We start from the raw sequence: 14,840 nt of genomic DNA on the forward strand, positions 1-14,840 counted from the left end.
GCCTTCTGGCGCTCTTTTGTTATAACGGATGTTCACGCCATTTACATTAAGCGGTTTCGCGAGCGGTTTTTGCGTGAGATTGAACCGAGAATAAAGCCTACAAGCACACTTACCAAAGCAATAATAGCGCCTCGTGTTAACCACTCGACACGACTATTGCGGTCGCGCATCTGTGCTTCGTTTTGCAAAACACTCACCATTTCAAGTTGCTCGGTTAACTCTCGATTGAGCTGATTGTTCTGTGTGGTCAATGCGCTTAAGTCTTGCTGTAAGGCTGCGTTTTGTGAGGCCATAAGCGAGCTATCGGATTGGGTTTGCTGAAGGTCGTTTGTGATACGCTCTATTTGTGACTGAAGTGACTCTGTTGCGCTATAAAACTCAATTTCGATCCAACCTGTACGCTCTCGGTCGTCGAGAATTTGAACGTATTCACCGTCTTGTTGTAGTTTGGTGACGGGCGTGCCTGCGTTAATAGTGCCAATTAATCTGAAGTTTGGGCTAGGTCCGGCTCGCATATAAATAAAGAGGTCGTTAGAAATATAACCCGCTTCTCCTTGCGCCGCTTGGCCTGGCGTGGTCTGCGCCAAAGATAGCGTGGCTGTGCACATTACTAGGAGTATTAAAAGAAGGCGTTTCATGATTGTTTACTCATCCATTTTTTAATTAGATGGTATGCTTAATATAGTGAAATAACAAGCCAGCTCGATTGAGGGAGCCAAGATGGAAATTGAGTTAAAACTGGTGGTTGAGGCTGATGCGCTTAGCGTGCTTGAAGATGAGATATTACCGAACCTACAGGCAACTATCACACGCTCTAGCAAAGACGTATTTAATGAGTACTACGATACCCCTGAGTTTTTGTTAGGTAGCCGCAAAATTGGGTTTAGGGTCAGAGCGATAGATGGCCGATTTGAGCAAACGGTTAAAACACAAGGGCAAGTGCAAGGTGGCCTGCATCAGCGACCCGAATTCAACATTGACTTACCCTCGCCGTCGCCAGATTTGCGCAAATTCGACCGTGGTATCTGGGGTGAAGATTTTGATGTTGACGAGGTTAACAAACAAATCGGTAAGTTGTTCACCACTCACTTTCACCGCACGCAGTTTGATATCGAAACTGATGATGGCTTAGTGGAGTTGGTACTCGATTCTGGCGAAGTCAAAACACAGGATGATGTTTTACCTATCCAAGAAATCGAGCTCGAATTAAAACGGGGGCATGCTAGCCTCTTGTTTGATATCGCCGCCAAAATATGTGTGGCAATGCCCGCTCGGCTTAGCAATGTTACCAAAGCTGCGCGCGGCTATCGCCTGCTTAAAGGCGCGAGAACCAAGAGTATAGCCTTACCTAAGTTTTTGCCATTGGACAACACAGATTCAACCGAATTAGGACTTTGTAAAGCGATAGAGTGCTCACTCGGGCATTGGCAGTTTCACCAGGGACTGTATCTCGAAACTCAGGACCCAAAGGCTCTAACACAAGTGCGTGAGAGCTTGTTGTTGCTGTTACAAAGCGTGTCTCTTTACCTGCCGGTGCTTCAGTCGGATGCCTTATTAAGAATTCATAAGCAATTGCTTCAACTTGTTCAGCAATGGTCTTGGCAAGAAGATTTAAGTAGCATTCATCAATTACGTTCGCGTAAAGGACCTTTTTGCAAGCGCGTCCCTAAAAATCTAGCAATGATGAATTACTTGTTAGGTAGGCGTGAAGGATTAATTATGGCCTATGAGCCCCAAACGTTGCTCATGTCTAACCTGAGTTCACAAGTGCAGCTCGCTGCGTCTCGACTGCTCGTAGAAAAGCCGTGGCGTGAGCAAACTGATGGCGCAGATATACCTGTTCGTAAGCACGCTAACGGTTGGCTATCGCAAAGTTGGCAGACGGTTATGCAGTCATTACCTAGAAATAACGAAATGAACAGCGCAAAATATGTAGCGCTCGAAACGACCCTTAAACAGTCATTATTAAATGGCTTTTTATTAGGTGATTTGTTTGTTGATAGCCGTGGAAATTTTCGTGCGCCATGGCTCGATTTATTGCAAGGTATTGACGAGTTAAAAGCCATTGCCTTCTTGCAAGAAGCGACATTGGAATGTGACGTGGACGACCCACTTGAGTTTCGACAATGGATAGATGAGAAGCTAGAGAGCTTACTGGCGGTGATGGAGCGCTCTCGCAAAATCGCCATGCAAGCCGAAGTCTATTGGTAATTAGAGCGGAGATAATATGACAAATACGTCGATGGATATCAGTGAGCAGCTCAAGTGGCTTGGTTGGATTTTAGGCTTCATGCTCATTGTTGAAATAGTGAATTTACTTACCGGGCGAATGCTGAGTGCATTTGGCGTCATTCCGCGCACGCCATCATCATTAGGCTTTATATTCACGGCGCCCTTTATTCACGGCAGCGTCACGCACTTTGCATCGAATATGGTGACGCTGGCAGTATTTACCGCGCTGGTATTTCAATTTGGTCGCGTGCGCTTTGTGCAAGTGAGTCTGTTACTTATTACATTAACAGGTCTTTTGGTTTGGGTGTTTGGCAGAAGCGCAATACATATTGGCGCGAGCGGCGTCATTTATGGTTACTTTGGATATTTGGTGTTGGCAGGCATGTTAAGTCGAAAGGTGACACTCACGCTCATTTCAATCTTTGTCGCGATCTTTTATGGCACCATGATCTTCGGTGTTTTACCTTCATCTCCGTATATCTCATGGGAATCACATTTGTTTGGCTTTCTTTCAGGTTTGATCGTCGCATATTTTATGAGAGACAAAGCTAAGTCAACTATCGTATAAATCAATGCGAACCTTGATAGCGTGTGGCAAATGCTGACAGCGTAAAAGTTTTTCAATAAATTCAGTCGCATACAGCTTTACCGATGAATATCTCTTTTGGTAATCGTTTTTTAAGATTAACCCCATCGTTTATTTTCAATTTAATTTAGTCAAAAACATCTATATCTTTACGTTTAACGTAATTAAACACGTAATTTAACTATCCTAACTAAAGAGGAAAACTGCAAATGTCAATTATAAACCAGATGATCCCAGACTTTTCTGTTGAAGCGTTTCACAACGGTGAATTTAAAACTATCACTAGTGAAGATGTGAAAGGCAAATGGTCAATCTTCTTGTTTTATCCGGCCGATTTTACGTTCGTATGCCCAACTGAACTAGAAGACATGGCAAAAATTCATGACGAACTACTTAGTCTTGGTGTAGAAGTATATTCAGTTTCTACTGACTCGCATTTTGTACACAAAGCGTGGCACGATGCATCTGATGCAATCGGTAAAGTCACTTACCCAATGCTAGCTGATCCGACATTTAAACTTGCTCGTGGATTTGACGTGATGATCGAAGAAGCGGGTCAAGCGCTTCGCGGTACTTTCCTTGCGAACCCTGAAGGGATTGTGAAGGTTGCTGAAGTTCATGACTTAGGCATTGGTCGTTCTGCTAAAGATATGTTACGTAAAGTAAAAGCGGCGCAGTATGTTGCAAATAACGATGGCGAAGTTTGTCCAGCAGCATGGGAAGAAGGTCAAAAAACCTTAACTCCTAGCCTAGACTTAGTGGGTAAAATCTAAGCTAGTTGAGCGTAAGACCATTGGCTCGCAGGTAGTCTGCGAGCCACACTGGGTTAAATGCTTGCGGCTTAGGCTTATATTAGGCTGTAACCTTTTACCCCAACCGTATTTGATTGATAGATGAGAGAACTGCAACTTCACTCGCGGGTGAGTGTTGCCTAAATGAAAGGAGCAATATTATGCTTACACAAGATATTCTTAATGCCCTAAAGGGGTATTTTAAAGACCTTAGTAACGAACTCACCCTTGTCTTACAAACAGGCGAGCACAGCAAGCGTGATGAGCTCAAAGACATGCTGACCCAAATCGCTGGCATTTCTGAGCACATCACCTTAGAAGAGCGCGATACGCAAGGTGTGTTGCGTTCACCTGTGACCTTCGCTATTGAAGCAAACAACAAGCCAACGGGCATTACCTTCTCAGGGGTACCGGGTGGTCACGAATTTAATTCGCTCATTTTAGCTATCTTACAAGCTGGCGGTAGCAAGCTAAAATTGGATGATAGTATTCAAAACATGGTTAAGAAAGTGAATGGTAAGCTCGACTTTCAAGTGTACGTAAGCTTGAGCTGTCATGCCTGTCCAGATGTCGTGCAAGCGATGAATCAATTTGCGCTTTTAAACGACAATATTAACAGTGAAATGATTGATGGTGCGGTATATCCAGATTTAGTCGATGAAAACAAGATCCAAGGCGTACCCACCGTCTTTTTGAATGGTGAAGTGTTTGCCAGCGGTAAAGTAGAGATTGCCGGGATCATTGAAAAACTTGGCGTGGTTGCCCCTGAAATCTTGCAGGCTGATGAGAATGCCCCTGAGCTTCCGCTCCAAGACGTCACGGTCATTGGCGGAGGTCCTGCTGGTGTTGCTGCGGCAATTTACGCTGCACGTAAGGGTGTTAATGTGACCATCATTGCTGACCGTTTTGGCGGTCAGGTGAAAGACACTATGGGCATTGAAAACTTGATTTCGGTGCCCACAACAACAGGTCCTGAATTGACGGGTTCTTTGATGAAGCACCTGAATGAGTATGAGGTGACACTCAAAGAGCACATTCGTGTCGAGAAGATTGAGAAAGGTGTGATTAAGACCCTGACGCTTAGTTCTGGTGAGGTGATTAAAACCCGCACTCTTATCATAGCAACCGGTGCAAACTGGCGTGAGCTTGGTGTTCCGGGTGAAAAAGAGAACATCGGTAATGGCGTTGCTTATTGTCCGCACTGTGATGGACCGTTTTATAAAGGCAAGGATGTTGCGGTCATTGGTGGCGGAAACAGTGGTGTAGAGGCTGCGCTTGATTTAGCCGGCATTGTAAAGTCAGTAACCGTTTATGAATTTATGCCAACGTTGAAAGCCGACCAAGTACTCATTGATCAATTGATGAAGCGCGACAATGTATCGGTAGTAACCAATGCAGCAACTAAGCAAGTACTTGCTGAAAACGGTAAAGTCAATGCCATTGAATACATTGACCGAGTAACTGAAGAAGTGCATCAACAAGCCTTACACGGTATTTTTGTACAAATTGGCTTAGTACCTAACTCGAAAGTGGTTGAGGGCGTGGTGGATTTGACGAAGTATGGCGAAGTGGTTATCAATGAAAAAGGCTTAACCAGCGAAGAAGGCATTTTCGCATGTGGCGACGTTACAACTGTGCCATACAAGCAAATCGTGGTCGCAATGGGTGAAGGTTCAAAAGCTGCATTAGCCGCTTATGATTACTTACTGATGCACCCTGTGGAAGTGAGTGAAGAGGCCGGCGAAGAGCAAGCTGCTTAATAAAAATACGCTTAGATTAACATCAAATGCAATAAAACAAGCCCTGAAAAGACGAACATACTTTCAGGGCTTTTTTATTGTCTAGGCTAGATAGTTTTTAGGCAATTCATCTATTTGCGCCACGCCTGAGTCTATTGCAGCTTGCGCAACTGCCGTGGCAATGCGCTGGCAAAGACGCGGGTCCATAGGTTTTGGAATAATGTAATCGCGCCCGAAGCTAAGTGACTTTGTATTACTGGCTTTGAGTACTTCATCAGGAACAGGCTCTTTTGAAATATTCCTCAATGCTTCAACAGCGGCTACCTTCATTTCATCATTGATTTGCGTCGCTCGTACATCCAACGCGCCTCTAAAGATAAAGGGGAAGCACAGCACATTATTGACTTGATTTGGATAGTCTGAGCGGCCGGTTGCCATGATTAAATCGTCGCGTACAGCGTTGGCAAGTTCTGGTTTGATTTCAGGATCGGGGTTAGAGCAGGCAAATACAATAGGCTTGTCTGCCATAAGTTCGAGCACTTCAGGGGGCAGCAAGTCAGGGCCTGATACGCCCAAGAAAACATCTGCGCCATCCATTACGTCCTCAAGGGTGCGTTTGTCGGTGTTGTTTGCGAACAAGGCTTTATGTTCAGTTAAGTTATCACGTCGGGTATGAATGACTCCCTGACGGTCTAGCATGTATATTTTTTCGCGCTGGGCACCGCATTTTATAAGCAGCTCCATGCAAGCAACGGCTGCGGCGCCGGCACCAAGGCACACAATGCGTACATCTTTGATATTTTTTCCCTGAATCTCTAAGGCATTTAGCATACCTGCGGCGGTGACAATGGCAGTACCGTGTTGGTCATCATGAAAGATAGGGATTTTGCAGCGTTTAATGAGCTCTTTTTCTATTTCAAAACATTCAGGTGCTTTGATATCTTCAAGATTGATGCCGCCAAAGGTGTCTGCAATGTTGGCTACCGTGCTAATAAATTCTTCAGTTGTGCGATGTTGCACTTCAATGTCAATGGAATCTAAGCCTGCAAAGCGTTTAAATAGCAGCGCTTTACCTTCCATCACGGGCTTAGAGGCCAACGGACCTAAGTTGCCAAGGCCCAAAATAGCGGTGCCGTTGGAAATCACCGCAACCATGTTGCCTTTCGCCGTATATTTGTAAGCAGCGTTTGGGTCAGCTGCAATTTCTTTAACAGGTTCTGCCACACCAGGGCTGTAGGCTAATGCTAAGTCTTCTACATTATCAGCAGGTACACTTAACTCTACGCTTATTTTTCCGGGGGTTGGCAGGGCATGGTAGTCCAAGGCTTTTTGGCGAAAATCAGACATCTCGGATGGGATCCTTAACTCAGGTGTTGTGTGGAAACGCGCAATGCGTCATCTCGTAAACAACAATAACACAAATATTTTAAGATAAAATCCGAAATCGTATATTCCTATTTGCTTAGGGATACTGGTAAGACCATGTTTTTAATGAGAAATTAAATCAACATTCATCAGTGTGATGATGGGAATTAATTACAATACTTACGTGAATAGTGGTGTTTTAACTTAAATCGCAGTCGAATATGGTTAAAGCATTGCAATGCGATTGTCCCTTATTGAGTATTGATGCGGTGGTAAAATACGCACCGCATCAATATGTTTAAGGTATTTACTCACACATGTTAAGCACTTCATCAACGAGCTTCTTGATTCCTTCGTCGGCCTGAAGAATGGACTCGGCTAGCATATATGCGGGGGTCGAAACGAGTTTGTTTGCTTCATCTATGACAATGTCGCGAACGGCACATTCAACATGCTGACCACCCATTGTGTTGATAGCGGCCGCAGTATCAGGATCGGTGCCTATCGTCGCTTTAGCCGACTCTCCATAAATCAAGGGAATCATTGCTGGGGCGATACAAATATAGCCAGCTGGTTTTTTTGCTTTAGCAAAGCTTTGTAAGGCTTCAAACGTGCTTTTTTCAATATTGCAGTTTGCACCATTAACGGCAAAGTCCGATAAATTTTTTGCCGCCCCAAACCCACCAGGTACGATAAGCGCATCAAAAGATGCTGCGTCCAATTCATCAACTGGCTTGATGTCGCCTCTGCTAATCCGCGATGCTTCAATAAGCACATTGCGAGGCTCGCCCATTTCTTCGCCAGTAATATGGTTAAGCGTGTGCATTTGTGCAACATCGGGCGCGAAGCATTGGTAGGATGCCCCAGCTTTAGCTATGTGCAGAAGGCTAAGAACAGACTCTTGGATCTCTGCACCATCGAACACACCACATCCAGATAATACGACAGCCACTTTTTTCATTTTGTGTACCTTTAATTTTTTAGAAAATCGTCTGTGATAAATATAGCGAGCCTACATATAGGTGTAAAGCGCGAAGCGAGAAGGACGTGTCATAGCAATGGATTGCATTGATACTCTTAAAAAGAGGTTTCAAATGTGTCCCTGTCAGTGAGGACGAAAGAGAGGCATAAAAAAAGGCGCTTAGTAGCGCCTTTTTGTTGTAAATGTTTAGCTTACTTTTTACCAAGTGCACCAAAACGCTTCTTGAAGCGGTCAACACGACCACCAGTGTCAACGTTACGTTGCTTACCAGTGTAAAACGGGTGACAAGATGAACATACGTCCAAGAAGATGTCTTTGTTTAGTGTTGAGCGAATGTCCATTACGTTTCCGCAAGAGCAAGTGGCTTTTATCTCATTGTACTGAGGATGGATACCGTCTTTCATTGGATTACCTACCGTTAGGCCGCCTCGCTATACAACCCGAAGTCGCACACCAAGCGTGTTAAGTTAAAATACCCCGCGCAATCACGCACGAAGCAGTAAATTTCGAGCGCGGAGTGTACTTGATCTATACCTTTCGGTCAATAGGCTTTAGCCATCGGCATTAATTTTTTCAATCAACGCTGCTTTGGTTGCTTCAGCCTTGCCGGTAGTGACCTGACACGTTCCGGCTGCCTGATGCCCACCGCCGCCAAAGGTTAGGCATAGCTCGCCTACGTTGGTGTTGGAGGTCTTATTCAAAATAGACTTGCCAATCGCAAACACGGTGTTACGTTTTTTAACCCCCCACATCAAGTGCATAGATATATTACACTGTTCAAACAATGCATAAATGATGAAGCGATTGCCTGCATAAATAGTCTCTTGTTCGCGCAGGTCTAGCAAGGCTAAATTACCATATATGGTTGTACATTGTTTCAGCTGTGTTTCAAATTGTTCTTTGTGAGAATTATAAAGCTCTACGCGCTCGTGCACATCAGGTAAGGCGATGATTTCGTCAATCGTGTGATCGCGGCAGTAGTCAATAAGCTCCATCATAAGATGATAATTCGAGATTCTAAACTCTCTAAAGCGACCTAACCCGGTGCGGCTGTCCATAATAAAATTAAGTAACACCCAACCTGTGGGGTTGAGAATTTCATCTCGGCTAAACTGCGCTGCATCTGCTTTATCTACCGCTTCCATCATGTCATCCCATGCCTCAGGGAAAACATCTCTTCCGCCATAGTAATCGTATACTACTCGCGCGGCCGATGGCGCCTTTGGATCAATAATGTGATTAACGGTTTTATTTGCACTATTACGCGTCACTTCACTTAAGTGATGATCAAATGCTACATGGCAACCGGGCACGTACGGAAGATTTGTGGTGATGTCGTTTGGCGTAATTTCAATAATGCCATCTTGCATATCTTTAGGATGGACGAATTTTATTTCATCAATTAACCCTAGTTCTTTTAATAAAACTGCACAAACAAGACCATCAAAATCGCTGCGCGTGACTAATCTAAATTTACTTTCTACCGACGTTGCTAATGCTGACACGACCATTCTCCAAGGATGTTACATTTGCAAACAAGCATACTGTAGAGAGCACAGTTTTAAGGTATCAACAAATATACAAGCGCCAATATCGCAAACATCAAAAGCGCTTGCATGTCTGTGTGACAAATTTAGTTAAGCAACATAAAGTCACCTAAGCCCACGTGAAATGTGTGTGGTAGAGCGACTTACTTGTTGTTATTCTTCATGCTATCTGACGTAGCAATAAAATGATAAACAAAGTGACGTTTCAACTTGTGCAAGTTGCACTTCCTGTGCCACTGCGTAAAACATTCGATTACCTGGTACCTAGCGAAGAAACCTTAAATGAAAGCTGGGTAGGGTGTCGTGTGCGGGTGCCGTTTGGGCGGCGTGAACAAGTGGGAGTTGTGCTTGCTATTGGCACTGAGTCTTCCATCGATGCGGACAAGCTAAAATACATCACTGAGAAGCTCGACGACTCGCCGGTTATCAACAAAGCTCTTTTAGAGCTAGGTCGCTGGATGGCGCAATTTTACTTGCATCCTATTGGCGAAGTATTTGCCACCATGCTCCCCACAGCGCTACGAAAAGGGCAAGCAGCCACCTTGCCTGATATTGAGATACTAGAAAAACGGTTTTCAAATTCTCAAGAGCTTGCCCAAACCCTCTCTAACGCCAAGCGTCAGTTGGCACTTTGCAATGAACTCGATTATACCTCTGTGCCACTGTCGCAAGCAAAAGCTAGATATTCAAGTGCTGTGGTAAAAGGCCTTATCGAGAAAGGTTTAGCTGAAGTGCAACTGACCTCAAATAAAGGCATCGCTGCTTGGCCTGAACGCCTTCATATTGCTGCGCCAATGCGCGCAAATGTAGAGCAGAGTATTGCCATTTCTGCTGTCAATGAAGCCAGTGGTTTTGCGACATTTTTGCTAGAGGGGGTAACCGGTAGCGGCAAAACAGAAGTTTATCTGCAGGTCATTGAACCGGTGCTGCGTCGTGGTCGACAGGTACTTATTTTAGTGCCAGAGATTGGCCTAACACCACAAACCGTTGCACGATTCGAAAAACGTTTTGGCGACATCGTAGGGGTGATGCATTCTGGCTTAAACGATGCCCAGCGGCTCAGCGTTTGGCAGCAAGCCATCGCAAATCAGGTTGGGATTATCATTGGCACGCGCTCTTCGATTTTTACCCCTATGCTTACGCCAGGGATGATTATAGTGGATGAAGAACACGACGAATCGTTCAAACAACAAGACAAGCTTAAGTATCATGCGCGAGACATTGCGGTGTATCGCGCCAAACAGCTGAATGTGCCGCTGATTATGGGCAGCGCCACACCATCGCTAGAAACCTTATGTAATGCGTTTAGTAAAAAATATCATCACCTACAGTTAACTGAGCGAGCAGCCAGTGCAACCATGCCTGCGCAAATGTTGCTGAATATTACCGGGCAGCACCTTCAATACGGTATCGCACCTGGGTTACTTGATAAGATGAAGGTGCAACTTCAGCAGGGCAATCAAGTGATTGTGTTTGTGCACCGCCGCGGTTTTGCGCCAGCGCTGATTTGCCACCAGTGCGGGCATGTAGAAACGTGTATTGATTGCGATAACCCTTACACAGTGCATAAAGTCACCAACAATATGCAATGTCATCGCTGTGCCCAGCATAAGCCCATCGTTCAAAAATGCTCACAGTGTGGCAACACCTCCCTTGACACATTTGGCCTAGGTACCGAACAAATTGAACAAGGTCTTCAAGCGTTGTTTCCTGATTATTCCTGCGTGCGAATTGATAGTGATTCGACGCGAGGTAAAAATAAGCTCACTAATTTGCTTGAACAAATCAATCGCGGCGAACACCAAATTTTAATTGGAACACAAATTCTGTCGAAGGGTCATCATTTCGAAAATGTCACCATGGCTGTGATTGTTAATGCGGATGGGGCCTTGTTCAGCGCAGATTTCCGTGCGCCAGAAAAGTTAGGTCAATTAATTACGCAGCTAAGTGGGCGTGCCGGCAGAGCAAACAAACCCGGAGAGGTATGGTTACAAACGCATCAGCCTCAACATCCGCTACTGCAAGATTTGGTGCAAAATGGCTTTGCAGATTATGCTCGTACCTTATTGTTAGAGCGAGAGCATGCTAACTTGCCACCTTATCAACATCAAATTCTGTTACGCGCAGAATCAGCACATGTATTTCTTCTCAATCCATTTTTAGATTATGCACAAGGGCTTTTATCGCAATTCGCTAAGTTAAAGATGATAGGACCTTTGCCCTGTGGGATTGAAAAAAAGCAGGGGCGATATCGTTTCATGCTGATCGTACAATCGACTTCAAGACAATATCTGCATGGAGCAATGCAAAATGCGTTAGAGGCCCTAGAAAGCCATCCTAATAGTCCTAAAATCCGTTGGAGCATAGACGTTGCACCTCTTGATTTTACGTAAATAGCGCAAATTTACGAGCAAGCAATTGAAAACTTCCTTATACTTTGCTGCTGAGTAATATTGAGATACGCGCACCGGGCATTAGAACCCGCTTCGTATATTACGAAGATACACAAAGCGCATGTATCGTGTTTGATTAGAGGGGAATTATGTCACCGACAGACTATGTGTCGCGTGGTCAAAAGCGCAATAAAAAAGCAGCGAAAAAACCACCTACACCCTGGCTTCGAATTGTGCTGGCCATCTGCGTAGTCAGTGCGTTTGTGTTTGGGCTGTATCAACTGCAGAAGACTCCGTTGAATGTGGAAAGTGAACAGGCGGATGACGCATCACAGTTGTCTGAACTTAAGCCGCAATCGCCAACAACATCAGATGTTGCCCTAACCCCTGCGCCCCCAAATAGTGATCCCCTACCTACGCTTGGCGAAGAGCAGTGGGCATTTATTGACGCGCTGCCGGAATACTCCGTTGAAGTCGATATTCCTGAAGACGAGCAAAGTGATCGTCAATTCATTATGCAATGCGGCTCTTTTCGCACCACTGAGCGTGCCCAAGAGCTTCGTGCAAAACTCGCTCTGCAAGGTTTAGAAGCACAAATTCTGCAAAGTGAAGGAAGCACTGGTATTTGGTATCGAGTAGTGCTTGGACCTTATGAACGCAAACGCGAGGCTGAGAGGCATCGCCATCAGGTTAGGCGTGCTGGTATTAACGGGTGTAAAATCTGGTAACAGGTCGGTCAGGCTTGCTTATGATCCTGAGCAAGCCATAAAGCACGTTTAATCACCCTTGAAATTTCTAAGTTGCTCCCCACTTTTAAGCAAAGAGCGCTATCTGCGCATGTCTATATTGGAGCAGTAAAATGACCACTATCGTTTCCGTACGCCGCAACAATCAGGTTGTGGTAGCAGGTGATGGACAAGTCTCACAGGGCAACACCGTCATGAAAGGCAATGCACGCAAGGTGCGCCGCCTTTATCACAATAAAGTACTAGCCGGTTTTGCGGGAAGTACCGCAGATGCTTTTGCTCTTTTTGAGCGTTTTGAAAGCAAACTTGAAATACACCAGGGACACTTAACTAGAGCGGCGGTCGAGCTTGCCAAAGATTGGCGCACCGATCGTTCACTTAGAAGACTTGAAGCGGTGCTTGTGGTGGCAGATAAAGACGCGTCGTTGATGATTATAGGGAATGGCGATGTCGTGCAGACAGATAATGACTTAATCACCACAGGCTCAGGCGGCTCTTTTGCAAACGCAGCGGCCACCGCACTTATTGAAAATACAGATTTAAGTGCCCAAGATATCGCTGAAAAAAGCCTTGCGATTGCTGGTGATATTTGTGTCTTTACCAACTCACACCAAACCGTAGAAACCCTTGAGTACTAACCTTTTTTTACACTGCGCTGGGATACAAGTTGCGCGCGGTCAAAGTAATTACTAGGAATATTTATGTCGGAAATGACACCCAGAGAAATTGTTCACGCGCTTGACAATCATATTGTTGGGCAGGCGGATGCGAAAAGAGCCGTATCGATTGCCCTTCGAAATCGTTGGCGCAGAATGCAGCTCCCCGCGGAGCTGAGACAAGAAGTTACCCCAAAAAACATTTTGATGATAGGGCCTACTGGCGTGGGCAAAACCGAAATTGCTCGACGTTTAGCAAAACTGGCTAACGCGCCTTTTATCAAGGTTGAAGCGACCAAGTTCACCGAAGTGGGCTATGTGGGCAAAGAAGTCGAAAGCATTATCAGGGACTTGGCGGATATTGCGGTTAAAATGACCAAGGAGCAAGCGGCTAAGAGGGTGAGGTTCAGAGCAGAAGAAGCGGCCGAAGAGCGCATCTTAGACATTCTTTTGCCCCCTGCAGAAAATAGCTTTGGCGATAAGCAACCTACTGAAGATAAAGGTACCAGGCAGGTGTTTCGTAAAAAGCTACGGGAGGGTCAGCTCGACGATAAAGAAATAGAGTTGGATATCGCGCTACCGCAAGTCGGCGTTGAAATCATGGCACCTCCTGGCATGGAAGAGATGACCAATCAACTGCAAGGTATGTTTCAAAACCTTTCGGGCGAAAAGAAAAAGAAGAAGAAGCTCAAGATTAAGGAAGCTTTTAAGCTTTTGATTGAAGAAGAGTCTACCAAGTTAGTGAATCAAGAAGACTTGAAAGAGCAGGCAATCGAAGCGCTAGAGCAAAACGGTATCGTGTTTATCGATGAGATAGATAAAATTTGTAAGCGCGAGGGCGCCACCGGCGGTGGCGATGTCAGTCGTGAAGGTGTACAAAGAGACTTATTGCCACTGGTTGAAGGCTCAACGGTTTCTACTAAGCACGGCATGGTAAAAACAGACCATATATTGTTTATTGCCTCTGGTGCGTTTCAAATGTCAAAGCCCTCTGACTTAATTCCTGAGTTGCAAGGGCGTTTGCCTATTCGGGTTGAGCTTCAGGCGCTTAAAGTGGGTGATTTCGTGCGCATACTAACGGAGCCTAGCGCATCGCTAACTGAGCAGTATAAAGCCTTACTAAAAACCGAAGGCGTGGATGTAGAGTTTACCGAATCGGGTATTCAACAAATTGCTGAAGCGGCCTGGCAGGTGAATGAAAAAACCGAAAATATAGGGGCCAGACGGCTACATACTGTGCTTGAGCGTTTGATGGAAGATATCTCTTTTGACGCTTCAGACAAAAGTGGTGAGTCTTTTACCATTGACGCAGAATATGTGAACTCGCATCTAGACGCGCTTATTGAGAATGAGGATTTGAGTCGTTTTATTCTGTAACGATGTGAGAAGACATATCTTCGTTTGCTAACTGAGCACCGTTGTTGCAACGATATTGGTGCTCATTAGTACGCTGCTGCTGACACTGTAAGGCAGCAGCGGTACCTGAAAAAGTAGACACTAAAAAAGGCACTACAAACGTTAGTAGCATATTCGCCCACGATATTTCAGCTATAGCAAATATTGCGTCTTGCTGATTAATCATGTTAAGTATGCTACCCACAATCAGCAGCGTCAAAAGTGAGCGCATTACTAAGGCCCCTGAAAAAGCATGCTGATACCATCTAAGTCTTTGTGGTGGTGCGCACAATGCATACAGCCTCTCTAAATACACCGTCTAATACCATCAAGACAGGGAAAGCGTCATAATTCTTTCGAAAACGCCTATACTGATGAAAGAAAAGCATCAAAAAGTAGCTCATATAT

Annotated in this window: 14 protein-coding genes; 8 read left to right on the plus strand and 6 right to left on the minus strand. The window is 45.0% G+C overall.

All coding sequences use genetic code 11. The features are described 5' to 3' along the window. Positions 1-41 precede the first annotated feature (41 nt). Positions 42-638 (minus strand): TIGR04211 family SH3 domain-containing protein, encoded by a 597-nt coding sequence (locus KJ365_RS05110; protein ID WP_214450558.1) that lies wholly within the window; start codon positions 636-638, stop codon positions 42-44. A gap of 82 nt (positions 639-720) precedes the next feature. Here KJ365_RS05110 and KJ365_RS05115 point away from each other — a divergent pair, with 82 nt between their 5' ends. From KJ365_RS05115 to ahpF, 4 genes are all read left to right on the plus strand, one after another. Next, positions 721-2,211 (plus strand): CYTH domain-containing protein, encoded by a 1,491-nt coding sequence (locus KJ365_RS05115; protein ID WP_214450559.1) that lies wholly within the window; start codon positions 721-723, stop codon positions 2,209-2,211. Between the two features lie 16 nt (positions 2,212-2,227). Continuing rightward, positions 2,228-2,800 carry a rhomboid family intramembrane serine protease gene (locus KJ365_RS05120; RefSeq protein WP_214450560.1) on the plus strand — a complete coding sequence of 191 codons (573 nt, stop codon included), beginning with the start codon at positions 2,228-2,230 and terminating at the stop codon, positions 2,798-2,800. A 221-nt stretch (positions 2,801-3,021) separates the two neighbouring features. Beyond that, the gene (gene ahpC / locus KJ365_RS05125) at positions 3,022-3,591 is read left to right on the plus strand and encodes an alkyl hydroperoxide reductase subunit C (protein WP_502793485.1); all 570 of its coding nucleotides are present in this window, start codon (positions 3,022-3,024) and stop codon (positions 3,589-3,591) included. Between the two features lie 179 nt (positions 3,592-3,770). Beyond that, positions 3,771-5,369 (plus strand): alkyl hydroperoxide reductase subunit F, encoded by a 1,599-nt coding sequence (ahpF, locus tag KJ365_RS05130; protein WP_214450562.1) that lies wholly within the window; start codon positions 3,771-3,773, stop codon positions 5,367-5,369. Positions 5,370-5,450: 81 nt separating this feature from the next. Here ahpF and KJ365_RS05135 read toward each other — a convergent pair whose 3' ends face one another. The 4 genes from KJ365_RS05135 to KJ365_RS05150 all read right to left on the minus strand — a co-directional run bounded on the left by KJ365_RS05135 (position 5,451) and on the right by KJ365_RS05150 (position 9,200). After that, positions 5,451-6,695 (minus strand): malic enzyme-like NAD(P)-binding protein, encoded by a 1,245-nt coding sequence (locus tag KJ365_RS05135; protein WP_214450563.1) that lies wholly within the window; start codon positions 6,693-6,695, stop codon positions 5,451-5,453. Between the two features lie 325 nt (positions 6,696-7,020). Then, entirely contained in the window at positions 7,021-7,674 is a 654-nt protein-coding gene (gene elbB / locus KJ365_RS05140) for an isoprenoid biosynthesis glyoxalase ElbB (RefSeq protein ID WP_214450564.1), read from the minus strand. Between the two features lie 212 nt (positions 7,675-7,886). Next, a complete protein-coding gene (gene rpmE, locus KJ365_RS05145) occupies positions 7,887-8,099 on the minus strand; it encodes a 50S ribosomal protein L31 (RefSeq protein WP_214450565.1) in 213 nt (70 codons plus the stop codon). 147 nt (positions 8,100-8,246) lie between these two features. Further along, positions 8,247-9,200, minus strand: coding sequence for an exopolyphosphatase (locus KJ365_RS05150; protein WP_352109331.1), 954 nt, complete (start codon positions 9,198-9,200; stop codon positions 8,247-8,249). Between the two features lie 239 nt (positions 9,201-9,439). Between KJ365_RS05150 and priA the strand changes: the two genes are divergently transcribed. From priA to hslU, 4 genes are all read left to right on the plus strand, one after another. After that, positions 9,440-11,635, plus strand: a complete 2,196-nt coding sequence (gene priA / locus KJ365_RS05155) for a primosomal protein N' (protein ID WP_502793481.1) — start codon at positions 9,440-9,442, stop codon at positions 11,633-11,635. 149 nt (positions 11,636-11,784) lie between these two features. Further along, a complete protein-coding gene (locus tag KJ365_RS05160) occupies positions 11,785-12,363 on the plus strand; it encodes an SPOR domain-containing protein (protein ID WP_214450568.1) in 579 nt (192 codons plus the stop codon). Positions 12,364-12,494: 131 nt separating this feature from the next. Next, on the plus strand, positions 12,495-13,019 hold the full coding sequence (gene hslV / locus KJ365_RS05165; RefSeq protein WP_214450569.1) for an ATP-dependent protease subunit HslV: 525 nt from the start codon (positions 12,495-12,497) through the stop codon (positions 13,017-13,019). Between the two features lie 63 nt (positions 13,020-13,082). Then, entirely contained in the window at positions 13,083-14,414 is a 1,332-nt protein-coding gene (gene hslU, locus KJ365_RS05170) for an ATP-dependent protease ATPase subunit HslU (protein WP_214450570.1), read from the plus strand. Here hslU and nrtS read toward each other — a convergent pair. After that, positions 14,404-14,664: a nitrate/nitrite transporter NrtS gene (gene nrtS / locus KJ365_RS05175; protein WP_214450571.1), complete on the minus strand. Its 261-nt coding sequence runs from the start codon at positions 14,662-14,664 to the stop codon at positions 14,404-14,406. The two genes, hslU and nrtS, sit on opposite strands and share 11 nt — an antisense overlap. Positions 14,665-14,840: the final 176 nt, after the last annotated feature.

The sequence above is a fragment of the Glaciecola sp. XM2 genome (genome assembly GCF_018595715.1).
GTDB lineage: Bacteria > Pseudomonadota > Gammaproteobacteria > Enterobacterales > Alteromonadaceae > Glaciecola.